This is a genomic window from Shouchella hunanensis (assembly GCF_028735875.1).
Lineage (GTDB): Bacteria > Bacillota > Bacilli > Bacillales > Bacillaceae_D > Shouchella > Shouchella hunanensis.
Genome location: NZ_CP117834.1, coordinates 1,404,408 through 1,426,772, shown reverse-complemented (window position 1 = coordinate 1,426,772; position 22,365 = coordinate 1,404,408). Strand labels below are relative to the sequence as shown.

Genomic DNA, 22,365 nt, shown 5'->3' with positions numbered 1-22,365 from the left:
TTTATCTATTAATCCTACTAATCGGGTAAAATTAATTTAATTTAAACAGAGATATGGTATGATGGAGATAGAATTGTTTAGAACAGGTGATGCATGAATGACAGAAGAAGAGCTTATTAAGAAAAGACAAGAAAAAATGATTGATAAACTGCTGAAGGCAGGTATTTATAAATATAAAGATACCCATTTGTACGAATTAACGTATGCAGAAGTTGAGGATGCTTATCTTCGCTTCATGGTCGAGAAAGAAAAATAAACCATCAAACTCTAAAAAAGAAGGTTAGTTTCTCCATAAATCGGTTAACAATAATGGTACTAGCTTATATTTTATAAGCATGTTTTTAAAAAGGTGAAACCGTAACCATAAAAGGAGAATGTGTATGAAAAAATGGATGGTATTAGCTGGACTAACGTTATTTTTAACGGCGTGTGGTGGAAATGGTGATGAAGCGGAAGCACCAGAACCGGAAAACGGAACCGATGATGGAACGAGTGAAGTTGGAGAGTACGATGAGGCGTTAGCTGAACAGACGTATCAACAAAGCTGTATTCAATGCCATGCTGGTTTAAATGAAGGTGGAACGGGTCCTGCTCTTGCTAACAACAACTTATCTTCTAACGAGATTAGAGAGATCATTGTAAATGGGCGAGGAAGCATGCCGGCTCAATCCCAATTAGAGGAAGATGAAGTGGATAATTTGTCCATGTGGTTAGCTGATCAATAATTTTTATTAAAGAAACTACTCAACGAATGAGTAGTTTTTTTGTATTTAAAGCACATTTGACAAATTTCTAAAACATATAAAATGAGTAAGCTTTTGTTTCCCAATCTTCTTTGGTGAAAGAATAAGTGTTTTGTAACCATTTCTTGTAGCTTGTTGTCGTAGCGTAAGAGAGCGTAGCACATACTGCTTGATCGTAAGCACTAATGTTATTATTTCTGATGCATGTTCTTTTTTTATTTCCCAATAAAGGGTCGACGTTTTTCGATGGATTCAGAAATCGTTTCTGCGTAGAGTAGGGAAAGTGATTAAGGGGACATGCTCATTTTATGCAGATGTGAAAGTAGATATGAAACAAAAAACAAATTGGAGGGAATAAAATGAAAAAAAGATGGTTCTGGTTCGTTTTAGCACTTATTGTACTCTTTCCGTTTCAATCAAGTTTCGCCAATCAAGCGGTTAAAGAAGTAGGGAAAGGAAGCTTTTCTTTACAGTATCCACCAATTGATTTCGATAACATCGGTGATCCAGGTTACGCGGATCAACAAAAGGAGCCTCCCGAGACAATCTATCGAACGGATCGTGTAGAAGGACCAATGCCGACTAACCGATGGTGGAGTTCACTTGCGGTTGATACGTATGCAAATAATCATTACCCCCATCCATTTAGTGTCAGACAAAACGAAAAGGGACTGAACGTCTTTTACGATGCTCCACATAATGTCGTTGTTCATGAGAACAGTGGTGCGGGAACATGGCATATCGTTGGAGCCATTTCCACGGATTTTACGATTGGTCACTCAAATGAAAGCAACTTTAATGATGCAAAAGTAGATGACTATGGCGATTGGCATGTTCGATCGTTAGCAGAAAAAAATCAATCATCACTAGCCTTTACATACGGTGTGGGCATTCCCTATATTTACGCTGAATATACAGGCGGACATGCTGTCATTGATTTTCCACAAAACCCTCAGATTTGGGCGCAGCAAGGACATATCATTGGCTTTTCAACCCATGATAATAAACAGTATGCGGCCTTTGCACCAGAGGGATCGAACTGGGAAACGAACGGCCAACAGTGGGAGAATCCGTCTGAATTTATTAGTGTAGCCAAACTGCCAAATACAGATGCAGAGACGTTGGCGCTTTTTGCCGAGCATGCCTATTCTGTTGTTCGTGAGACCCGAGCTGATTATGCTGTAAACCATGAGACGAATGAAGTGAAAACAACGTACTCTGCGAACACAGAAGCAGTAGCAGGAGGGGATAACGGAACGCTGCTTGCGTTGTATCCACATCAATACCGACATTTATCTTCAGGAGATCTTGTAGACGGACTGAATTTGTTTACCATTCGAGGCGATATGAAGCTAATCGAAGGAAGTGAATTTGAAACAAGCCTTACGTATACAGGTGTGTTGCCAAGTTTACCGAATGCAGGTATTGATACAGACAGGCTAAGTGGCTATTTGCACGAAGCAAGAAATGATTATCCGACTGGTCAAGATACGTATGAACTAGGAAAATATTTAGGGAAGCTTTCAAACTTAGCACCTCTTGCCGATCAGCTTGGTGAGCAGGAGCTAGGTGATGAATTTAGAGAAGAATTACAGGGCCATCTAGAAGATTGGCTACGATCAACAGATGAGAACAATGCGATAAAAGGAGAAAACCTTTTTTACTATAATGAAAACTGGGGAACGCTATTAGGTTATCATGCAGCGCATGGTTCCGCTGTAAGGATTAATGATCATCATTTTCATTACGGTTATTTTGTGAAAGCAGCTGCCGAAGTAGCCAGGGCAAACCCAGATTGGGCACAAGATGATGAATGGGGAGGAATGGTTAACGAACTTATAAGAGATTTTGCAGCTGATCGTGAAGATCCGATGTATCCGTATTTACGTATGTTTGACCCTTATTCAGGACATTCGTGGGCAGATGGATTAGCGACGTTTGATTCTGGTAATAACCAAGAATCTTCTTCTGAAGCGATGCATGCTTGGACCAATCTTATTTTATGGGCAGAAGCAACAAATGATCAAGAATTGTTAGATCGAGCGATTTATTTGTATACAACTGAAATGAGCGCCATTAACGAATATTTCTTTGATGTGTATGATGAAATCCATCCTCCTGAATATGGACCAGAAATTGTCACTATTAATTGGGGCGGAAAAATGGATCACGCAACGTGGTGGAATTCGGGGGCGGTAGAAAAGTATGCGATTAACTGGCTACCCATCCATGGAGGGGCACTCTACCTTGGCCATCACCCTGAATATGTAGAGCGAGCTTATCAAGCGTTAAAGCAAACAAATGGGTCAGAGGATTGGAATTGGTGGTCGAATATGGTTTGGAGCTACCGTGCGTTAACCGATCCAAATGATGCCCAGAGACAAATGGAGCAAAGGATTGATGACTACACAGAGTTTGATCCAGGGGATGAAACGATTATTGAAAGAGGAAGTACAAAAGCACAGACCTATCAGTGGATTACAAGTTTAGCTTCTCTCGGACAAGTAAATCCAGAAATCACAGCAAACATTCCGACCTACGCTGTCTTTAATAAAGATGGTGAAAGTGTCTATGTTGCCTATAATTATGACGATGAAGCACGCACAGTCTTGTTCTCGGACGGACATGAAGCGACTGTGGACGGAAATAGTTATTATGTCAGTCAAGAAGGGAGTGGGCCACCACCAACAAATCCACCAGAGGAGCCGGAAGAGCCAGGAGATGACGGGAATGTCATTGAACGAGGAGATTTCACGGTTTCGATTGAACAAAGTCAATCAGACCGAGTGATTACATTCACGCCGAATACGCCTGCCCGCTATGTGGATCTTCATTATCGAATCAATAATGGGAATCAAGAAAATGTACGCATGCAACTAGAAAATGGTAAGTGGTTTTTAATGCTACCTGATGTGGAGAACAAATCCCTTTCTTTCCGTTTCACGTATGAAAAAGACGGACCTCAATACGAATCCGAATGGTTTACGTATCCATGAACGTAGAACATGAATGATTGTAAACCCCTTTCCGTAAGTCGTTAAGTCGATTTACGTGCAAAGGGGTTATTTTTCATTTACTCAGTTGTTTCACGTGCAACATAAAGTGTATTAATTCATTTTATTTAGATAATTATTTATCTTTATCTGTTATAGTAGAGACAATAGTAAAATTGATTTGTTAAGGAGATTCTTATGAACCAACAGCAAAAAGAGACTATCGACTTGCTTTTACGTGAAGGGAACGATAGCGATGCTTTTAAACACCTACATAAATGGCTCGAAGGCAACTCTCATGATGGTGATCTTCACTATTACCTCGCATCAACCTATGATTCAAAAGGGAATGAGAAAAAAGCGTATCCTCACTATGAAAAAGCGATTGAGCTTGGGTTAGACGAAGAAGAGTTAAAAGGTGCCTTTTTAGGACTTGGCAGTACATATAGAACGCTTGGAATGTACGAAGAGTCTAAATCAACGCTAGAATTCGGTTTAACGAAATTTCCAGAAGACAATGCCTTGAAAGTCTTTTATTCGTTAACCCTTTATAACGTTCGAGAACATGAAAAAGCGATGGAAGTGTTACTAACGTGTCTACTTGAAACAACACAGGATCAAAATATTCTCCAGTATCGTAATGCCCTGGCTTTGTATTCAAAACAGTTAAATCGAATTTGGGTATAAAAACGATGGTTTTAGAATTATCATCAGATGTGGATGGGGGAAGCCTCTGACGGGATTCGAACCCGCACTCCTTTCGTAAGCATAGGCTAGGGGAGAACACGCTTCCCTACGGAATTTCACCGACAGGAATTCCACCTGTCTCAGCTAATTTGCTTTTCGGTGCTTCTGAAACCCTTGCCTTGCGACCCGGTTTATACAATTTGTTTTCCGGCGCTCTTCCCTTCTAGAGCTACAGAGGCTTGATACAGATAAGTATAAGGGACGATAGTAATGAAGAAAATAGAAAAAGAAGTGCTTTTTATTAAACAAGCTCGGTTCTATAAGTTTTAGTGCTTTTTTGTAGACTTTAACAAAATAGTATTGACAATGAAAATCATTATCAATACTATAACAGTAGTAGATCTATGAAGGAGTTAAACGAATGAATCGATCATTGCTTTTTACTGCATTAGGAATGGCCTTTTTAGTGGCTTGTTCCGATGGTTCCGATAATTCAATTGACGGAGAGTCGCAAGAACAACAGCAACCTAGAACGGTTACTGATAAAGTCGGAAATGACGTCACCATCCCAGCTAATCCGGAAAGAATACTAGGTTCTTATGTAGAAGACCCACTTGTCACACTCGGCGTGACACCGGTGCGTCAATGGTCAGTTGCCAGTAGAGCCAGTACGCAAGTTTATTTAGAAGAGCATTTAGAAGGCGTTGAACCGATTGATTCGACGCTACCGTTAGAAGCTGTTATGGAGGCAGAGCCTGATTTAATTTTTGCTTGGGGGGAAGACTCAGCAGCAGGAGGGAGCTATGATCAATATAATAAGATAGCACCTACCTACGTTATTGATAATGAAACAAAAGATGATTGGCGAGCGACTTTGACTCTTTTAGGAGATGTATTACAAAAAGAGAGTGAAGCAAAGGCTGCAGTGGATGAGTATGATGCCCATGTAGAGGATGTAAAGGCACAGCTTCAAGCAGAAATTGGGGATAGCAAAGTTGCAGCTTTATGGGTTATTGGCGGTAACTATTATGTTGTAGCACCTGATGTAGCGAGTGGGGCAGTACTTTTTGAAGATTTAGAGCTCACGCCTGCAAACATGATTGCAGATTTACCCGAAGATGTAGGAGCGCACTGGAATCCTGTTTCGTTGGAAGCGGTAGCTGAGCTTGACGCTGACTACTTATTCTTAATTGATAGCGATCCGGAAACGATTGAGACGTTAGAGTCAGAAGCTGTGTGGACCAATATTCCAGCAGTAGCTCAAGGGAATATCTACAACCGTTCAGGAACTAGTAGCTGGTTATACAATGGGTTTCAAGCGAATATGCAAACGATTGATTCTGTTTATGAGGCCATTATTGAAGGGGAATAAAAAAGGAGGGTAGGTGGATCACCTACTCTTTTATATGTAAACCATTCCCTTTCTCCTATCCCTTTTCATGACTTCGTTAAATGTCTTATAATAGAAAGATAGACTTTGCTGTTCAGGAGCTGTTTAAACATGACGGAGCTTATATGGATTAGTGGAATTGTGTTGTCACTCTTACTTGTTTACAATGCATTTATACATCCCCGGCTTATGAAGATGAGAAAGATCAAACAAATTGAAAAAAAGCTAACAGAGAATGATGAATATAAAGATTTACTAATCGCGATGTGTAAAGCGATAGAAAAAGAGTTAAGGCAAGCAGGCGAGGCAGTCGATGACATAAAAAAGACTTATAATTTAATGGGTACGAAAACGACCTTTCATTTAGGACAAAAAGCCATTCGAATCGTCTTTGAGCTAGAGAATGAGGAGCTGCTTTTTGTAAATGGACAGTGGATGGTCAAACGGTCAGACGGAATAAATATGGATATCCCATTTACTCATTACGAAGCTGATTTTTATCATGAAGCTGCTACGGTGTTTCGGCTACTGCCTTTATGGTGTCAAGCATCAAACACGCATCACTTCTTGCCTGATGAAGAAGCGAAGAAAAAACGAAATCAAATTGAAGAGAAGCTATTTAATGAAATTCAACTCTTCATTCATTCCCTTGCGTCAAGGTACGAACCAAATCCTCTGCTCAATGTAAAGGTACAGCCAGAAAGGAACAGCGTTTAGCTGTTCCTTTCTTATTCTCGTTCAATTTGGATCGTCGTGTTTTCGATATGAAGTGTATGTTGAAAATAATCGTTTGCGCGCATAAGTACGTCTTGTGCGTCAATTTTCTTGTCAGCGTCAATGACGACATGAGCACTTAAGCGATCCATCCCAGAAGTAATGGTCCAAACGTGGAGATCATGAACACGTTTAACGCCATCAATTGCAAGTATTTTAGCGTTTACTTCGTCAATATCAATATACTTAGGGGTACCTTCCATAAGCACGTGCAAGGTGTCTTTAAGAAGCCGTATTGCCGATAAAGCAATCATTAAGGCAATGACGATGCTTAAAATAGGATCGGCTAGATACCAACCAGTTGTTAAAATAATGACGCCTGCGAGTACAGCGGCAACAGAACCTAATGTATCGCTCAAAACATGTAAATAAGCGCCGCGCATATTCAAGTTATTTTTTACATCGCCACGCATAAGTACATACATGGCTCCAAGGTTGGCAAGCAATCCAATAAACGCTAATACAATCATGCCACTGCCCATGACTTCTTCAGGTTCAATGAATCGTCCAATCGCTTCACGAACAATAAAAAACGCAATGACTAGCAACATGACACTGTTTAATAACGAGGAAAGTACTTCATAGCGATGGTTCCCAAACGTTCTTGTCTTTGTTGCCGCTTTTGCTGCAAGTGTAATAGCAAGAAAGCTAATAAATAGATTAGCAAAATCATTAAACATGTGAACGGCGTCAGCTAAAAGAGCGAGGCTCCCTGTCCACAAACCGCCAATGAACTGGATAAACATCCAGCTACCAATAATGAGCATGGCAAAGAGTAAGTTTCGTTTATTTGCTTGACCAGTAGAATGGTGGTGACTATGTCCATGGTGATGGTGACCCATTGTATCCCTCCTTATCATTTAATAGGATTCAATTTGTTTAATCGTGTGTGGCGTGTTCAATGGTTTTCTCTAAAATGTCGAGTACGTGTTCATCTTGAGGTGAATAATAAATCGTTGTTCCAGCACGTCTTGATTTAACAAGTCTTAAATTTTTCAAAAATCGTAGTTGATGAGAAACAGTAGACTGCCCTAGTTCAAGGTGTTCAACAATTTCTCCTACTGAGCATTCTTTGTTTGCCAGTAAATGAAGAATTCGAATCCGGGTTGGATCGCTTAAGGCTTTAAAGCTTTGAGAAACAATGAACAGTGTTTCTTGATCAAGATCATTATAGGACGATGACATTGCATTCCCTCATTTCAATATATGATTATATGCTCATATTAGCATTATAATGATTTGTTTTCAACTAATTCGAAGAAGAGTGTGATCGCTTTTCTGTTTAAACGACGCATGGTAGACTACTTGTAACAAAAACGGTAAGGGGAAGAACGAATGAATGGCAGAAAACGCAAGTCGCTAAGGTTAGGTAGCGCGACCATAATCGGCCTTACAGTAGGGTTTTCGTTTGGCTTATTTACAAACTCCTATGTTCTGTATATTGGTTTAGGACTAGTGCTAGGGCTACTTGTTGATTGGAATCGCAAGCGAATGTGAAAAGTGTAAGAGAAGAGAATTATGTAATCGTTTTCTTTTTATGGGAACCGAGTGGTTAGGGGTGAGTAAGATGAAAGGTCTTTCTATGAGGGAATCGCAACCGAAACGAATTTTAACTAAAGCGAGTGGTTTTTTGGCTGGCTATTCTCACACCTTAAATCCATACGTTGGATGTTCCTTTGCTTGTTCGTATTGCTATGTCAGGCAAATGCCCGTTCAACTGTTTCAAGAGGAAGAATGGGGAAATTGGGTTACTATTAAAAGAGACATAGCTTCGCTTCTAGAAAAAGAAATACGTCGTGCAAAGAACCATGGGCCAGTGACAATCTTTATGTCTTCAAGCACAGATCCTTATCAGCCAATTGAACATCGAGAGCGGGTCACTCGATCCTTGCTTGAAGCCATGGTAAGGGAACAACCAGATTTTTTATTCATTCAAACAAGAGGCGCCCTTGTTACAAGGGACATGGACCTATTGAAACGTCTAGGTAATCGCGTGCGTGTAAGTATGACCATTGAAACGGATTCAGATGCTATTCGAAAACAGTTTGCACCTCAGGCACCTCCGATCCAAGGAAGAGTAAAAGCGTTACAGTGTCTCAAAGAGAACGGAATTCCAATTCAAGCGACAGTAGCGCCCCTACTGCCGAGTTCAAAAGCGTTTCCTGAAATGTTGGCAGATGTAGTGGACCGTGTCTGTATAGATGATTTTTTTATGGGTGATGGTTCAGGAGGCAAGCGTACAGAAAAGCTTAAAATGGCTTCACTTTATACTGAACTAGGGCTAGAGAAATGGTATGAGAGAGATGCCATATGGAAGGTGAAACGTCGTTTTCTTAAGTATTTTTCAGAGAATCAACTTTTCATCAGTAAAGAGGGATTTCTACCTTAAAGGTTGAAGGAGTGGTTTTTCATGAAAGCAATAAACCAGCAAACAAGTAACGGATGGACAGAAACGATTCTTGAAAATGATCACGGCATGTGTTTAAAATTTCTTAACTTTGGAGGGATCGTGACGGATTTAATCGTCCCAGATAAGAGAGGTGTACATGAAAATGTCGTCCTTTCTTATGCAGATCTTTCTCATTATAAAGAAAATAAGCCGTATTTCGGCGCGTTAATTGGGCCAGTTGCAGGTCGGATAAAGGATGCTTGTTTTATAAAAAACGGAAAAAAACATACGCTATCAGCAAATGATGGTCATCATCATCTGCATGGTGGAGGGAATGGCTTGCATCAACAGCTGTTTAGCGTGACTCTTTTTCAGCATGAAGATCGGGTTGGTGCCATTCTAACAGCGGAAGAAATGGAAATGGATCATTATCCTGGAAAGCTCACAACGACGATTACATACATCGTTACAAATGAAAATGAATGGATTATTGATTATCATGCAACGGTAGATGAAATGATGCCTGTTACACTCACGAATCATACGTATTTTAATCTTACAGGTGGGGTGAAAAGGTCGGTATTAAATCACGTGATTATGCTGGAAAGTGATAGCTACTTGGAACTAGATGAAACCCTTGCTCCAACTGGATTTATTCGCTCAACTACTCATACACCGTTTGACTTTAGATCAGAAAAAAGACTTGGTGAACGAATTCATTTAACACACCATCAGCTGCAGGTAGCAAAGAATGGATATGATCATTATTTTTTGTTGGATCATACCAAAGAGGTCAAAGCTGTTATTTATGATGAAGAGTCTGGGCGTAAGCTTGTGATGAGAACGACACAGCCAGGTGTTGTGTTTTACACAGGAAATAGTTTGGAGGACGAGTTGCTTCTAAAAGAAGGCAAAAAGATAGAAAAGCACGCTGGCTTATGTTTAGAAACGCAGGGACACCCGGCCGCTCTCCAACATAAAGGATTACCATCTATTTGGCTGAAACCGGAAGATGTTTATAAACATGAAACCGTTTACCGATTTTCGGCTGAATAAGGGGATAAAAAGTCGTACCGGTTGGGTGTGCGGCTTTTTCAATGCCAACTCAAAGATCGGCATGGTTTTCCTTCACGAGGCTAGCTACACTTAAGTGGATTACTTCTTAATGAATGTGATGTAAAGATAGTTGTTCTTTCGCTCTATAGACTTATTCACGGATAATGCTGGTATGTGGAGACTTGATAGATTTACATAGAAATAGATATACCTTATACTACGGAAAAAGAGACAGATGTGAGGGGTTTTTTTGAAGAAAAGGCTACTTGTCACGTTTATAGGAGTTGGCTTAGTGGGTTGCTCATCTAATGAAACAGAGGAAGTGATGATCATGGCCGCAGCTAGCTTGAATGATGCTATAGATGAATTGATTGAAATTTATGAACAAGATCATAATGTAGACATAACCGTGAACTATGGCTCTTCTGGTCAACTACGTCAACAAATTATCCAAGGCGCACCAGCCGATTTGTTTCTATCTGCTTCGATTGCGGATATGGAAGAAGTGGTAGAAGCAGAGGGGATAAAAAGCTCTACTAACTTAATAGAGAATACGCTTGTATTAATTGCAACACCAGAAATCGCCTCAACATTGACGAGTTGGGCAGACCTTACTACGGCTCCGTATCAAGGGCTCGCGATCGGCGAGACAGAGACCGTTCCTGCTGGTCGATACGGGAAACAAGCCCTTGAATCTATGGGGATTTTCGCTGATATAGAGGATAAGCTTATTGTTGGAAAAGATGTACGCCAAGTTCTTACATATGTTCAGACAGGGAATGCCGATGTAGGGATTGTGTATGAAACCGACGCACGTGTGGCAGGAGATGCAGTAACCATAGTAGCGGAAGCACCTGCAAATAGCCATGATTCTATCCATTACCCAATTGGATTGTTAACGACGAATAACAGTGCGGCTAATCTCTATGAGTGGCTCCAACAGGACGAGGCGATGGCCACGTTTGAATCGTATGGGTTTCAGAAAGGTGAATAAATGATGGACTCTCGATTTTGGACACCTATTTTTGTTTCTTTACAGGTTGTAGGTATAGCGAGTGTACTGGCGTTCATATTGGCTCTCCTGGCTAGCTGGCTGTTAAAGAAACGAGCTTTCAAAGGAAAGATCATGCTTGAAACGGCTCTCATGTTACCGCTTGTCCTACCTCCGACTGTTATTGGGTTTGGTTTGCTTGTGCTCTTTGGTCGACGCAGTCTTATCGGACAGTGGTATGAACAATTGTTTAATCAGCCAATTGTGTTTACACTAGTTGCTGCGGTTATTGCAGCGACTGTAGTGGCGTTTCCATTAATTTATCAAGTATTAATGAATGGATTTGAATCGGTTGACGACGAACTTGAAGATGCAGCGAGGCAAATGGGTGCGAGTGAATGGGCGGTTTTCCGCTATGTAAGCCTGCCTTTAGCATGGCGATCCCTTGTTTCAGGTTTTACCCTTGGGTTTGCACGCGCTCTTGGTGAATTTGGTGCTACGCTTATGTTCGCAGGAAGCATTGTTGGGGTGACACAGACGATTCCAATTAGTATTTATTTAGCAGTTGAAACCGGGAATACGTTAATGGCACTCTATTGGGTAGCCTCCATCGTCTTATTCTCGTTCCTTCTTTTAGCAACTGTGCAGCGGTTAAAACAGTCTAACTAGAATAAAAAAGCGTTAAGGAAGTATAGCAATATTCGTAAGAATGTATTGCTTTCTTTGCCTAAACGCTTTTTTGTTTTGCGGTTAACGACCTGTAACTAGGCCCCACATATCATGGCGATGTTGACGGTTTTTAGGATCGACATTACAATTCATCAGCCATTTTGCATGTCGGTCTCGTTGCTCTCTCGAAATAGGTACACCTAAGCAATGAGATAACTCATCAATCATCGAACAACAACGACCGTACTGTTTTAAATCTTCACGCCGTTGACGACATAAGATTTTGCACACATTGTGGAAATGTCGCGGGTTTTTCATTTTAGAGCGAAACGCATGCATTAATTGAGGATCAATTGTGCTCATGGGAACTCCTTTCATATCAATCAGTCGGTTTAACACGTGTGTGTTCCTTTACTTTATGTTTAAAAGGAGTCTTTGGACAGGGCTAATTTCTTGCTTATTCCGCCTTTGTTTTCATATATTTTTGCTTGTAGTTGTTAAGTGTGACAAGAGGCCAGAGAAGCGGATAGCTATGGTAATGAATATAAAATTGACCAGGAAGCCCTCCTCCAGTCGGGTAAGTCGAGCGGATAGAAGAAGTCATAACCCAGTCCATTAAGAGTGTAAGCGCATCGTCCATTTGTTTTGTTGGTCGATCGTATAGTGAAATTAACGCATCTAACGCCCAAGCTGTATGAACGATTGTGGAAAACTGTAGCGGGATAAAGCGCTGCTCCACATCACTTTTGCATGACTCGCCCCAACCACCATCTAGTAGTTGAACGGACTCCAACCAACGTCGAGCATGCTGTAAGCTTTCATGATCAATCGGTACACCGACAGCACGCATCCCTGTAACGGCAGCCCACGTTCCATAAATATAGGAGACACCCCATCTTCCTTGCCAATTTCCTTCCTTTTGCTGATTTTTCTCAAGCCACATAATAGCCCTTTCAACAGAAGGATGTTTAGCTGATAAATGACCGTAGTTTCCAAGGCATTCCAGCGTTCGGCCAGTTAAATCAGGAGAAGATGGATCCATAATGGTATCTGCTCCATTTTCAAGAGGCAAACACAAAGCGGCCCAGCTATCTTTTTCAAACGCAGCCCAGCCCCCATCACGATTTTGTCGGCTTAATAGCCAAGAAAACCCATCTCGCCAAGCACGCTTCGTTTCAGGTAAATGGAGATGCGGTGATAGGAAGCGTAAGCATGCGTGTGTGTCATCTACATCAGGATTGGTTGAATTGCTTGTCGAAAAACCCCAACCGCCATTTCTTTGCTGATTGGATAAAATGTAGTGAATGGATGAACGTAGGAGCGTTTCCTTATCATCCGTGTTTGCCTGCTGAATAGCTGTTGCAATTAACGCGGTATCCCAGATGGCGGAGGGAGAATTTTGGATGTGACCCTCTTCTCCTTCCGTATAAAGGTGAGCCTTCAATCCCTCTAAAGCTTGTTCCATGATAGGAGACTGCTTTTTATAGCCTAGTGCGAATAGCGCATACATCATTAGAAAAGTCGCACTAGAATAGCTGTGAAGCGTTCCATCTTGTTCAATATGACGTAAAATATAGCTTTCCGCTTTCTGAAAGGCTGCTTTTGTATAGGATGACAAGCGTAATCGTTTCCGTTTGCGCAACTGGAGATGCTTAGAACTTATATAAAGATGCTGAATGTGCCGGTTGTGTTTTCTTTTTACATAGAAACGGGTATGGCCTAAAATGAGTAGCGCTGCAAAATGGGTTTTAACATAGGCACTATACCGATAGAAACTGAATGGTACCCATTTTGGTAGCTGGACTAAAAAAAGCGGTAGCGGAAAAAGCGTTGGCCAAGGGTATAAGTGATGCAAGGCCAATAACGTCTTTGTGGCAATGTGTGCATTTTCTACACCGCCTTTTTTTACTATAAATAATTCAGCTGCTTTCATAGAAGAGTCGCTTTTCTTCGCAAATCCTGAAACATATAGAGCGGTGTAGGCTTCTATTGTAGACGAAAGGTGACCTAAGTCGTCTTCGTGAAGTTTCCAATAGCCATGTTCTGACTGTGTACGTAAGAGGCGATGAGCTATTTTCTTTTGTAAGGTGTACTCCTGGTTAAAATGTGACAAGAGTAAAAGCATATACGCATCGGTCATCGTACCTGATTCAAAGCATAGTCGAAATGAGCCGTCCTCTTGCTGATAACGAATCAGCTGCTCGGTTAGTAACGATTGCTTCTGAGTCAATCGACTAATCAGGTTCATAAAAGTACCTCCAAACTTGTAGCAATTAAAGCGTAAAAAACGGCTTCTTGTGCATCCTATGTAAGAAGACAAAAGTCTGAAAGGTGCTCTACCCAGGTGGAGTGAAAAAAGGAGTTAACGATGTGATGCTCTATATCTTATTTATTCTTCTCGCAGCAGTGACCGTTTTTGCAGCAATAAAGTTATCTACATATGCAGACACCATTCAATTACGTACGGGCATGACTGGTTTTTTCACTGGAGCCGTCTTAATTGCAGGTGCTACTTCTTTACCAGAAGTAACAACAAATATTACTGCGGGTGTCATTAATAGTCCCGATTTAGCAGTAGGAAATGTGATTGGGAGCAACTTGTTTAATTTGACGGTCCTTGCTTTTGGAGATCTATGGTTTCGTCGTAAACGAATGTATACCCATTTAGCGCCGAAAAACGCGATGCCTGGAGCATTGGGGCTTTTATTAACGATGATCATTGCCATTTCTCTAATTGCACGGTCATCCTTATCTGTTTTTGGCATGGGCGTGGATGTCTTGCTGATCGTCCTTTTATATTTTGGTGGTTTGTATTATTTGAATAAAAAAGATCTATTGCCAGATGAACCCCCTGCAGCGAAAAAAGTATCAATGTCATTGAAAGGGGCCATCATTCGCTTTGTGATTGTAGCGTTAATTATTTTGGCAGCGGGTTCCTACTTAACGATTCTAGGGGATGAGATTGCCATTCAAAGTGGATTAGGGCAATCCTTTGTAGGCTCGATTCTCATTGCAGGTGCTACGTCTTTGCCAGAAGTCTCTATTGTCTATTTAGCTGTTAAACGAAATCAATTCAGTGCTGCTGTTGGCTTGATTGTAGGTAGTAATATGTTCAATTTAAATTTACTTGCTTTAGCAGATCTCTTTTATCGAGATGGTGTATTAATTCGCGATGCTAGCTTAAGTAATTGGATTACAATGGTTGCTTTACTGTTATTAACAATTGTTGTGCTCTACGGTATATGGAAAAATGAAAAGCTTGGTCGATTGTTTTGGCTACCGTCAACGATAGTCGCTGTGGGTTATGTCACATCCATTGTTTTACTTTACGTATATGGTTAACCCTTGCTTATGAGTGAATCATCGCTTGGCTCTTCAGTTACAGAAATGTATGATTTTGAAACGCTTAACGCAGCTAAGACAGCACCAGTTGCTTGAATCCAGCTACCTACAGCATTAACGAATTCTTCGTCATCATCAACAATAAAGTCAGCTATCGCTGCATAGGCTTGAATACCGTTTCCAACTACTTGTAGAAAATCGCCACTGACAGCATATAGTGCAGCGATGCTGACTTCTTCTTTTAAGTCTTCATTAAAGGAAACAGAGCCACCAACAGCTTGAATTAAATTTCCTTTTATAATTAAATTTTGTTCTAGATTTTCTTCCAATGGGAAGGCAAGAGCACCTACAATGATGGTGTTCCCGGTTGCTTGTACCGCATTTCCAACTTGATTAAGTGAACCAAACGCATTTGTATCTGCAAGAAGGCCATTTCCTGTAGCTTGGAGTGCATTGCCATAAAGGCCAAGATCGTTTATTTGTTTAGGCGTAAGTGCTTTATTGGGGGTATCAGCAATTGCCGCAATGACTGTACCAATTGCTTGCGACCATGCTCCAAAAAGTACCTTCACTTTGGTTGACATCTTGATACCCCCTTTTTGCTAGGCTAATAACTAGTTTATTCAGAAGCGGAGAAGGGGTACGCCTAGTTTTTATGATCAGTTATTGATGAATACTCCATAACGTAATTGGAAAAGAACGTGTGATACTGGTAGAATAAAGATGAAAGCGCTTTTATAGGTTGTCTTAAGTTGAAGGAGGTTGCATGATGGATAAAGTCATAGGTTCTTTAGACGAAGTAATGAGTCAGATTAAGGACGAGCAAACACTTGTTGTAGGTGGATTTGGTTTATGTGGTATTCCGGAACATTTAATTGCAGCAGTAAAAGCAAAAGGGGTTAAAGGATTAACGGTTGTAAGTAACAATTGTGGCGTTGATGAGTTTGGTTTAGGAATACTACTAGAAGATAAGCAAATAAAAAAGATGGTTTCTTCCTACGTAGGTGAAAACAAACAATTCGAGCAACAGTTTCTTAGTCAAGAACTTGAGGTTGAACTCGTTCCTCAAGGTACATTAGCAGAACGGCTTCGTGCTGGTGGTGCTGGTATTCCGGCTTTTTATACGGCGACGGGAGTAGATACGCCAGTTGCTGAAGGGAAGGAAGAAAAAGTGTTTGAAGGCAAGCGTCATATTATGGAGCGAGGCATTGTAGGTGATGTGGCATTAGTAAAGGCATGGAAGGCGGATCGCTTCGGTAATCTTGTGTTCAGAAAAACGTCACGAAACTTTAATCCTTTAGTGGCGACTGCTGGAAAAGTGACGATTGTGGAAGTGGAGGAACTTGTTGAAATAGGAGAGCTAGAGCCAGATGATATTCATTTACCAGGTGTGTATGTGCAGCACGTGTTTGTCGGTCATGAATATGAAAAACGAATTGAGCGCCGGACTGTACTAGTTGAGGAGGGGGCATGAAATGAACGAATCAAGAAAACGAATTATTGATCGTGCGGTAAAGGAAGTGCAAGATGGAATGTGTGTGAATTTAGGGATTGGTATGCCTACCTTAATTGCAAATTACATTCCTGATGAAGTCAGCGTCATGCTTCAGTCAGAAAACGGACTACTCGGTATTGGCCGTTATCCTACAGAAGAGGAAGTAGATCCTGACTTAATTAATGCCGGGAAAGAAACGGTTACAGCAAAAAAAGGTGCCTCGTATTTTGATAGTGCGGAGTCGTTTGCGATGATACGAGGCGGGCATATTGATTTAGCCATACTAGGTGGAATGGAAGTTTCAGAAACAGGAGATTTAGCAAATTGGATGATCCCAGGAAAAATGGTCAAGGGAATGGGCGGAGCGATGGACCTTGTTCAAGGGGCTAAAAAAACCGTTGTCATTATGGATCATACCAACAAATATGGTGAATCAAAGGTGAAGAAAGGATGTACTTTACCGTTAACAGGTAAATGTGTTGTTGATTTATTAATTACCGATTTAGCCGTGTTTGAGTTTAAAGCTAATGCAATGACGTTGTTAGAACTGCAACCAGGTGTCACACTTGATGAAGTGAAACGAGCAACTGAAGCTGAATTTCAAGTAGGAATTGGTGTGTAGGTTCTTATAGATTAGGATCTATCAATAACATGTTGATAGATCTTTTTTGTACCTTGTTTGCAATTGTCCTTGAATCAGATTAAGCTAAAGAAACAATACGTTAGGCAAGTAAAAGGTCGTGAAGAGATGTCTAAAATCTTGTTAATTGAAGATGATCGAGCACTTTTTGAAGAAATTAAACAGCAGTTGCAACAGTGGGATTTTCATGTCTATGGCGTTGAAAACTGGGAAGAGGTGATGGAGACGTTTATTCGCGTTAAACCAGATCTGATCTTGATCGATATCCAACTGCCAAAGTATGATGGCTTTCACTGGTGTCGAATGATTCGAGCCCAGTCTACTGTCCCCATTTTGTTCTTATCGTCTCGTGAGCATCCAACTGATCACGTCATGTCCATGCAGTTAGGGGCAGACGACTATATTCAAAAGCCATTTCACTTTGATGTCCTTATTGCGAAAGTTCAAGCTACATTACGTCGTGTTTATAATTATAATCATGAAGAACAGAGAACAACGCTGACGTGGCAAGGCGCAATCATTAATGTTGAAAACAATACTGTAACGTCCAACGATACGAAAGTAGAATTAACGAAAAACGAAATGTTCATTTTGAAAATTTTGCTCAGTAAGAGAAATCACATTGTTAGTCGAGATGAATTAATTAAAGAGTTATGGGACGATAAACGATTTATAAGTGATAATACACTAACGGTTAATGTTAATCGCTTGCGAAAACAATTAGAAGTAATTGGTCTAGGAACCTTTATTGAAACAAAGGTTGGGCAAGGCTATATGGCTGTTGATGAGGGCGCATGATGATAAGACGTTTTCTTAAAGAACGAGTCGCGTGGATTAGCTTTATTTTATTTGTACATGGATTAATTCTGTTTGTCGCTTATCTCGATCAAAGCCTGTCTTTGGAGCAAGTAGGCTATCCTTTGTTACTAACGGCTATTTTTTTTAGTGGATTTCTTATTTACCGCTATTATAAAGAGACACGATTTTATAAGCAGCTGGAGCAGTACAATCAGTATGAACAACTGTCAGACTTACCTGACGGACAAACCCCTTTTGAAGAAGTAGTCGAAACGGCACTTGAAGAACAGCGTAGTCATCTTTCACAAAAGTATATTGCACACCGTCGACAAGTCGATCATGATAAAGATGAAATGATGGCATGGATCCATGAAGTGAAAACCCCTTTAACAACAATGAGTTTAGTCATTGATCGGCTTGATGACAAGGGAACAAAGGCCGCGTTGCAAAACGAGTGGCTTCGCATACATTTGTTACTGGATCAACAGTTGTACCAAAAACGAATGGAATTTATCGAAAATGATTTGTATATGGAAAAAATCGAGTTAGAACGGCTACTATATGAAGAGATTCGAACCTTCCAGAATTGGTGTATGCAAAAAGGCATTGGCATTGAGCTTGAACTACATGAATTAATGGTTCATAGCGATGGCAAGTGGCTATCCTTTCTCGTTAGGCAGTTGTTGTCAAATGCGATAAAGTATACTAACGGTGGAGATATTCATATTCGGTCTTATGTTAAAAATGAGCAGACCGTGCTTGAAATTATTGATGAAGGCAAAGGAATTGCTGACCACGATTTGCCTCGCATCTTTGAAAAAGGCTTTACGTCCACAACTCTCCACAATGAACAATCCGCTACGGGAATGGGTCTTTATTTAGCGCAAAAAGTAGCGGATGGCTTATCAATTAGACTTAGCATCCAGTCTACTTTAAATAAAGGAACAACAGCTCAGCTGCTATTCCCACGTAGAAATTCTTTCATTGAATTGACCAGCATGTGACAAAACTGTCACATGCTTTTGTATATTGTTCGCTCATTCGCAGGAATCTTAAAGAGAAAGCTCCTATACTAAAGGTACAAGTAGAGAAAGAAGGAGTGTTACGATGGACATTTTACAGGCAAGCAAATTAATAAAAAACTATGGAAGTAAATGGAATAAGCAAGAAGTATTAAAAAACATTGATTTAAAAATTAAACAAGGTGAATTTGTCTCCATTATGGGTGCCTCCGGTTCTGGAAAAACGACGTTATTAAACGTTCTGTCTACGATTGATCAAGCAAGCGGAGGGTCGATCTTAGTTAACGGTATGGAGCTAACCCACTTAAAAGAAAAGCACCTGGCGGAGTTTAGAAAAAAAGAATTAGGATTTATTTTTCAGGAATATAACTTACTTGATTCGTTAACCGTTAAAGAAAACATTTTGCTCCCTTTAACGGTTCAGAAAATCAGTAAAAAAGAAGCAACGGCAAGGTTTGAAACCATTGCAACACAACTCGGAATTGAAGAGTTAGCCGACAAATACCCGAACGAATTGTCTGGCGGACAAAAGCAACGAACTTCTGCTGCAAGAGCATTCATTCACGAGCCGAGTATTATTTTTGCTGATGAACCAACAGGAGCGCTTGATTCGAAAGCAGCCTCAGGTTTACTAGAAACATTAAGCGAACTGAATGAGAAACGACATGCTACGATTATGATGGTGACCCATGATCCGACTGCAGCAAGCTATGGCAGTAGCGTTGTTTTTATTAAAGATGGTCAAATTTATACAAGGCTGACACGAGGCGGGCAGTCAAGGCAGGCGTTTTTTAAAGATATTATCCAAACGCAAGCTGTTTTAGGTGGCGTTCACGATGAGTAACACATTAGCTCTAAAAAATTTAAAAAAGCATGCGCGTACGTATGGGATTTACTTTTTTTCCATTAGCTTTAGTGTAGCGTTGTATTTTGCGTTTGTTACATTGCGTTATGCACCTGCAATGGAGGCGGTGGAAGAGTCAACACGTGGTTCTGCTGGTATTGGAACGGCATCGGTTTTACTATTTTTCATTCTGGCTTTTTTCCTGCTGTACGCCAATAATCTGATGATTAAGCGTAGAAGTCAGGAGCTTGGATTGCTTCAATTAATTGGTATGACAAAAAGACGCGTATTTCAGTTGATTAGTATTGAGATTATGTATTTATACCTCATTTCCCTTATGATTGGTATCATTGCAGGGTTTCTTTTAGCAAAGCTCGTCACAATGATTTTATTAAACATTATCGGTGTAGAAGAAATCGTTTCTCTTTATTTTTCAAGTACAGCGTTGTTACAAACGTTACTCGTTTTTCTAGGAATTTATCTTATTGTCGTAGTAGCGAATGCTTTATTCCTCAAGCGACATACGGTTCTTCAACTGTTCCATTTTCGTAAGCGTACAGAGATTGTTGTTAAAAAGCTAAGTGTATGGGAAATTATTACTGGAATAATTGGAATCGCATTAATCGGTAGCGGCTATTATGTATCAACCATCTTGTTAAGTGACACCTTTGCTGGATCGCCGAGTATTCTCTTTCTTGGCATGGGCTACACATTAGGTTCAGTTATTTTAGGAACGTACTTGTCCTATAGAGGGTCAGTGTCGTTACTGGCCAAGATCGTACGGAAGAAGCAAGCAGGATATATGTCCGTTGTGAAAGTTCTATCCCTTTCGTCTATTATGTTTCGAATGAAATCAAGTGCTTTGCTGTTAACAATTATTACAACCGTTTCGGCATTAGCCATTGGTTTATTGTCATTAAGCTACATTTCCTATTACTCAGCGAATCAAAATGCCTTGTTTAATGCGCCAAATGATTTTGGCTTTTTAGAAGAACAGGATCGAAATGAGATGATCACGTTTCTTGATGAAGAAGGCCTAACGTATTCACTTCACGATATAGAAGTGAAGGCATTAAATGTCGATGTGGAGAATTTATTAGAATATGAGAGTGATGATCTTTACATTAATCCACGAGAAATGTCTTTACCTGTAGTCAGCGATGAAGATGTGGACGGAGTGACTGTCCAAGCGGGGGATGTCTTTTTAACACCAATGGCTCCTATGCTGGAAATTTTCATGCAGTTCGGGGATTCTGGGGACATCACCATTTTTAATGGAGACGATCACTATAACCTTGAATTTATTGGCAAGAAAGAAGAGCCTGTCGTGAACTATATTCTATCTGTTGGTGGTTTGCCTACTTTAATTGTAGCCGATGAGGTCTATCAAGAGCTTACTAGCGTTGAAGACATACGAATGGAGTTTGCTATTAATATAGAAGATGCTGCGGAATTAGAAGCAGCCAACGAATGGTTTATGGATCATAACGAAAGCTTTCGTGAGTTGGCAATCGGCCAACTTGCCAGTGAACAGGAACAAAAGCAACAAATGGGCTTAGTCATGTTTATTGTAGGCTTTCTTGGATTCGCGTTTCTTTTCACGTCAGGTTGTATTCTTTACATCAAACAAATGGATGAGAGTGAGGCGGATCGCCCTGACTATACGATCCTTCGAAAGTTAGGATTTACGAATCAAGACTTGCTTAAAGGGATTAAAGTTCGTCAGCTTTACAATTTCGGCATTCCATTGTTGATTGGTTTACTGCATAGTTACTTTGCAGTTCGCTCTGGCTGGTTTATTTTTGGGAATGAGATGCACATCCCAATGCTTATTGTGATGACCCTTTACACAGCACTGTACTCAGTATTTGGCATTCTATCAGTCAGCCACTCTAAGAAAATTATCCGTGAATCCTTATAATGAGTGTTAGTAGCTTGTTCATCAGTCTCCTACCCGGAGGCTTTTGACAAGCTTCTTAACGTTCTAAATACATTTGTGCATTTTCTATTTTATCCCCGGTTAAAGTAAAGGTATAGCACTGATCCTCATAGGCTTCTAACGGAAAGGTGCCTTTAATAGGATAAGCATTTTCTTCACTATCTATTATGACGAAAAAGGTGACGTCCCCTAAGCCGTCTTCGTGATAACCATCTCCTTTTGTAAACGTAAAGTCTAAAGAATCACCTTCTTCTAATCGTGAACCATCTGCATAAGCCATACCTGAATACCCATTTTCATAGGCTATTTCAAAACCATAAACAGGAAATGATGCCATGTTTGTGACAGTGATCATTGCAAGACCTTCCTCTTCAACCGTTTCGTTAAAACAACCGGATAAGATAAAGATAAAAACGGAGGTATATAGCCCAATTAATCTTGTTCTCATGAAATAACCCCATCTCTGATTTTTTTCTATTATCCACTAATATATATATTGATTATCAATAAATATTTATCTTTTAGCAATTTATTTTTTCGTAGAAGCGTCTTTCCTAGTAGTGAGAATTGACTCTTTTTTCATCCTGCAAGCA

Annotated in this window: 24 protein-coding genes; 18 read left to right on the top strand and 6 right to left on the bottom strand. The window is 40.3% G+C overall.

The window, feature by feature from the left end:
* Positions 1 to 97: 97 nt before the first annotated feature.
* The 6 genes from PQ477_RS07325 (at position 98) to PQ477_RS07300 (ending at position 6,530) form a co-directional block, all read left to right on the top strand.
* A complete protein-coding gene (locus PQ477_RS07325; protein ID WP_274273290.1) occupies positions 98 to 256 on the top strand; it encodes a Fur-regulated basic protein FbpA in 159 nt (52 codons plus the stop codon).
* Positions 257 to 380: 124 nt separating this feature from the next.
* Positions 381 to 725, top strand: a complete 345-nt coding sequence (locus PQ477_RS07320) for a c-type cytochrome (protein WP_035393452.1) — start codon at positions 381 to 383, stop codon at positions 723 to 725.
* Between the two features lie 377 nt (positions 726 to 1,102).
* Positions 1,103 to 3,739, top strand: a complete 2,637-nt coding sequence (locus PQ477_RS07315) for a glycosyl hydrolase (protein ID WP_274273289.1) — start codon at positions 1,103 to 1,105, stop codon at positions 3,737 to 3,739.
* A gap of 195 nt (positions 3,740 to 3,934) precedes the next feature.
* Positions 3,935 to 4,423 (top strand): tetratricopeptide repeat protein, encoded by a 489-nt coding sequence (locus PQ477_RS07310; protein ID WP_060705557.1) that lies wholly within the window; start codon positions 3,935 to 3,937, stop codon positions 4,421 to 4,423.
* A gap of 421 nt (positions 4,424 to 4,844) precedes the next feature.
* The gene (locus PQ477_RS07305; RefSeq protein WP_035393446.1) at positions 4,845 to 5,795 is read left to right on the top strand and encodes an ABC transporter substrate-binding protein; all 951 of its coding nucleotides are present in this window, start codon (positions 4,845 to 4,847) and stop codon (positions 5,793 to 5,795) included.
* Between the two features lie 129 nt (positions 5,796 to 5,924).
* The gene (locus PQ477_RS07300) at positions 5,925 to 6,530 is read left to right on the top strand and encodes a hypothetical protein (RefSeq protein ID WP_274273288.1); all 606 of its coding nucleotides are present in this window, start codon (positions 5,925 to 5,927) and stop codon (positions 6,528 to 6,530) included.
* A gap of 11 nt (positions 6,531 to 6,541) precedes the next feature.
* Here the strand turns inward: PQ477_RS07300 and PQ477_RS07295 are convergent, their stop codons facing one another.
* Together PQ477_RS07295 and PQ477_RS07290 are read right to left on the bottom strand one after the other, a co-directional pair.
* Positions 6,542 to 7,429 (bottom strand): cation diffusion facilitator family transporter, encoded by an 888-nt coding sequence (locus PQ477_RS07295; protein ID WP_144560347.1) that lies wholly within the window; start codon positions 7,427 to 7,429, stop codon positions 6,542 to 6,544.
* A 37-nt stretch (positions 7,430 to 7,466) separates the two neighbouring features.
* Positions 7,467 to 7,772, bottom strand: coding sequence for an ArsR/SmtB family transcription factor (locus PQ477_RS07290; RefSeq protein WP_274273287.1), 306 nt, complete (start codon positions 7,770 to 7,772; stop codon positions 7,467 to 7,469).
* Positions 7,773 to 7,922: 150 nt separating this feature from the next.
* On the opposite strand from PQ477_RS07290, the gene PQ477_RS07285 reads away from it, so the two are divergent.
* The 5 genes from PQ477_RS07285 to modB all read left to right on the top strand — a co-directional run bounded on the left by PQ477_RS07285 (position 7,923) and on the right by modB (position 11,692).
* The gene (locus tag PQ477_RS07285) at positions 7,923 to 8,084 is read left to right on the top strand and encodes a hypothetical protein (RefSeq protein ID WP_274273286.1); all 162 of its coding nucleotides are present in this window, start codon (positions 7,923 to 7,925) and stop codon (positions 8,082 to 8,084) included.
* 70 nt (positions 8,085 to 8,154) lie between these two features.
* Positions 8,155 to 8,976, top strand: coding sequence for an SPL family radical SAM protein (locus PQ477_RS07280; RefSeq protein ID WP_274273285.1), 822 nt, complete (start codon positions 8,155 to 8,157; stop codon positions 8,974 to 8,976).
* 21 nt (positions 8,977 to 8,997) lie between these two features.
* Entirely contained in the window at positions 8,998 to 10,032 is a 1,035-nt protein-coding gene (locus tag PQ477_RS07275; protein ID WP_035393438.1) for an aldose epimerase family protein, read from the top strand.
* 250 nt (positions 10,033 to 10,282) lie between these two features.
* A complete protein-coding gene (gene modA, locus PQ477_RS07270; RefSeq protein WP_274273284.1) occupies positions 10,283 to 11,026 on the top strand; it encodes a molybdate ABC transporter substrate-binding protein in 744 nt (247 codons plus the stop codon).
* The gene (modB, locus tag PQ477_RS07265; RefSeq protein ID WP_274273283.1) at positions 11,027 to 11,692 is read left to right on the top strand and encodes a molybdate ABC transporter permease subunit; all 666 of its coding nucleotides are present in this window, start codon (positions 11,027 to 11,029) and stop codon (positions 11,690 to 11,692) included.
* Between the two features lie 81 nt (positions 11,693 to 11,773).
* Here the strand turns inward: modB and PQ477_RS07260 are convergent, their stop codons facing one another.
* Both PQ477_RS07260 and PQ477_RS07255 read right to left on the bottom strand, forming a co-directional pair.
* Entirely contained in the window at positions 11,774 to 12,055 is a 282-nt protein-coding gene (locus PQ477_RS07260) for a hypothetical protein (protein ID WP_274273282.1), read from the bottom strand.
* A gap of 94 nt (positions 12,056 to 12,149) precedes the next feature.
* Positions 12,150 to 13,940: a prenyltransferase/squalene oxidase repeat-containing protein gene (locus tag PQ477_RS07255; protein WP_274273281.1), complete on the bottom strand. Its 1,791-nt coding sequence runs from the start codon at positions 13,938 to 13,940 to the stop codon at positions 12,150 to 12,152.
* 101 nt (positions 13,941 to 14,041) lie between these two features.
* On the opposite strand from PQ477_RS07255, the gene PQ477_RS07250 reads away from it, so the two are divergent.
* Entirely contained in the window at positions 14,042 to 15,034 is a 993-nt protein-coding gene (locus tag PQ477_RS07250) for a sodium:calcium antiporter (protein WP_274273280.1), read from the top strand.
* Here the strand turns inward: PQ477_RS07250 and PQ477_RS07245 are convergent.
* A complete protein-coding gene (locus PQ477_RS07245) occupies positions 15,031 to 15,618 on the bottom strand; it encodes a DUF6944 family repetitive protein (protein ID WP_274273279.1) in 588 nt (195 codons plus the stop codon). The genes PQ477_RS07250 and PQ477_RS07245 overlap by 4 nt on opposite strands.
* A gap of 185 nt (positions 15,619 to 15,803) precedes the next feature.
* Here PQ477_RS07245 and PQ477_RS07240 point away from each other — a divergent pair, with 185 nt between their 5' ends.
* The 6 genes from PQ477_RS07240 to PQ477_RS07215 all read left to right on the top strand — a co-directional run bounded on the left by PQ477_RS07240 (position 15,804) and on the right by PQ477_RS07215 (position 21,754).
* Positions 15,804 to 16,508 carry a CoA transferase subunit A gene (locus tag PQ477_RS07240; RefSeq protein ID WP_274273278.1) on the top strand — a complete coding sequence of 235 codons (705 nt, stop codon included), beginning with the start codon at positions 15,804 to 15,806 and terminating at the stop codon, positions 16,506 to 16,508.
* 1 nt (position 16,509) lies between these two features.
* The gene (locus PQ477_RS07235; RefSeq protein WP_035393426.1) at positions 16,510 to 17,151 is read left to right on the top strand and encodes a 3-oxoacid CoA-transferase subunit B; all 642 of its coding nucleotides are present in this window, start codon (positions 16,510 to 16,512) and stop codon (positions 17,149 to 17,151) included.
* A 126-nt stretch (positions 17,152 to 17,277) separates the two neighbouring features.
* A complete protein-coding gene (locus PQ477_RS07230; RefSeq protein WP_035393423.1) occupies positions 17,278 to 17,967 on the top strand; it encodes a response regulator transcription factor in 690 nt (229 codons plus the stop codon).
* Positions 17,967 to 18,971 carry a sensor histidine kinase gene (locus PQ477_RS07225; RefSeq protein ID WP_274273277.1) on the top strand — a complete coding sequence of 335 codons (1,005 nt, stop codon included), beginning with the start codon at positions 17,967 to 17,969 and terminating at the stop codon, positions 18,969 to 18,971. The genes PQ477_RS07230 and PQ477_RS07225 overlap by 1 nt, the downstream gene beginning before the upstream one ends.
* Positions 18,972 to 19,074: 103 nt before the next feature.
* A complete protein-coding gene (locus PQ477_RS07220; protein ID WP_274273276.1) occupies positions 19,075 to 19,833 on the top strand; it encodes an ABC transporter ATP-binding protein in 759 nt (252 codons plus the stop codon).
* Positions 19,826 to 21,754, top strand: coding sequence for an ABC transporter permease (locus tag PQ477_RS07215; RefSeq protein ID WP_274273275.1), 1,929 nt, complete (start codon positions 19,826 to 19,828; stop codon positions 21,752 to 21,754). Before PQ477_RS07220 ends, PQ477_RS07215 begins: the two co-directional genes overlap by 8 nt.
* A 55-nt stretch (positions 21,755 to 21,809) precedes the next feature.
* On the opposite strand, the gene PQ477_RS07210 is transcribed toward PQ477_RS07215, so the two are convergent.
* Positions 21,810 to 22,220, bottom strand: a complete 411-nt coding sequence (locus PQ477_RS07210; RefSeq protein ID WP_274273274.1) for a hypothetical protein — start codon at positions 22,218 to 22,220, stop codon at positions 21,810 to 21,812.
* Between the last annotated feature and the right edge of the window lie 145 nt (positions 22,221 to 22,365).

Coding starts and splice junctions, on each gene's coding strand:
- PQ477_RS07240 (WP_274273278.1), top strand. CDS start 15,804: ATGGATAAAGTCATAGGTTCTTTAGACGAAGTAATGAGTCAGATTAAG.
- PQ477_RS07295 (WP_144560347.1), bottom strand. CDS start 7,429: ATGGGTCACCATCACCATGGACATAGTCACCACCATTCTACTGGTCAA.
- PQ477_RS07230 (WP_035393423.1), top strand. CDS start 17,278: ATGTCTAAAATCTTGTTAATTGAAGATGATCGAGCACTTTTTGAAGAA.
- PQ477_RS07210 (WP_274273274.1), bottom strand. CDS start 22,220: ATGAGAACAAGATTAATTGGGCTATATACCTCCGTTTTTATCTTTATC.
- PQ477_RS07225 (WP_274273277.1), top strand. CDS start 17,967: ATGATAAGACGTTTTCTTAAAGAACGAGTCGCGTGGATTAGCTTTATT.
- PQ477_RS07255 (WP_274273281.1), bottom strand. CDS start 13,940: ATGAACCTGATTAGTCGATTGACTCAGAAGCAATCGTTACTAACCGAG.
- PQ477_RS07245 (WP_274273279.1), bottom strand. CDS start 15,618: ATGTCAACCAAAGTGAAGGTACTTTTTGGAGCATGGTCGCAAGCAATT.
- PQ477_RS07315 (WP_274273289.1), top strand. CDS start 1,103: ATGAAAAAAAGATGGTTCTGGTTCGTTTTAGCACTTATTGTACTCTTT.
- PQ477_RS07220 (WP_274273276.1), top strand. CDS start 19,075: ATGGACATTTTACAGGCAAGCAAATTAATAAAAAACTATGGAAGTAAA.
- PQ477_RS07290 (WP_274273287.1), bottom strand. CDS start 7,772: ATGTCATCGTCCTATAATGATCTTGATCAAGAAACACTGTTCATTGTT.
- PQ477_RS07215 (WP_274273275.1), top strand. CDS start 19,826: ATGAGTAACACATTAGCTCTAAAAAATTTAAAAAAGCATGCGCGTACG.
- PQ477_RS07285 (WP_274273286.1), top strand. CDS start 7,923: ATGAATGGCAGAAAACGCAAGTCGCTAAGGTTAGGTAGCGCGACCATA.
- PQ477_RS07310 (WP_060705557.1), top strand. CDS start 3,935: ATGAACCAACAGCAAAAAGAGACTATCGACTTGCTTTTACGTGAAGGG.
- PQ477_RS07300 (WP_274273288.1), top strand. CDS start 5,925: ATGACGGAGCTTATATGGATTAGTGGAATTGTGTTGTCACTCTTACTT.
- modB (WP_274273283.1), top strand. CDS start 11,027: ATGATGGACTCTCGATTTTGGACACCTATTTTTGTTTCTTTACAGGTT.
- PQ477_RS07320 (WP_035393452.1), top strand. CDS start 381: ATGAAAAAATGGATGGTATTAGCTGGACTAACGTTATTTTTAACGGCG.
- PQ477_RS07305 (WP_035393446.1), top strand. CDS start 4,845: ATGAATCGATCATTGCTTTTTACTGCATTAGGAATGGCCTTTTTAGTG.
- PQ477_RS07280 (WP_274273285.1), top strand. CDS start 8,155: ATGAAAGGTCTTTCTATGAGGGAATCGCAACCGAAACGAATTTTAACT.
- PQ477_RS07235 (WP_035393426.1), top strand. CDS start 16,510: ATGAACGAATCAAGAAAACGAATTATTGATCGTGCGGTAAAGGAAGTG.
- PQ477_RS07260 (WP_274273282.1), bottom strand. CDS start 12,055: ATGAGCACAATTGATCCTCAATTAATGCATGCGTTTCGCTCTAAAATG.
- PQ477_RS07275 (WP_035393438.1), top strand. CDS start 8,998: ATGAAAGCAATAAACCAGCAAACAAGTAACGGATGGACAGAAACGATT.
- PQ477_RS07325 (WP_274273290.1), top strand. CDS start 98: ATGACAGAAGAAGAGCTTATTAAGAAAAGACAAGAAAAAATGATTGAT.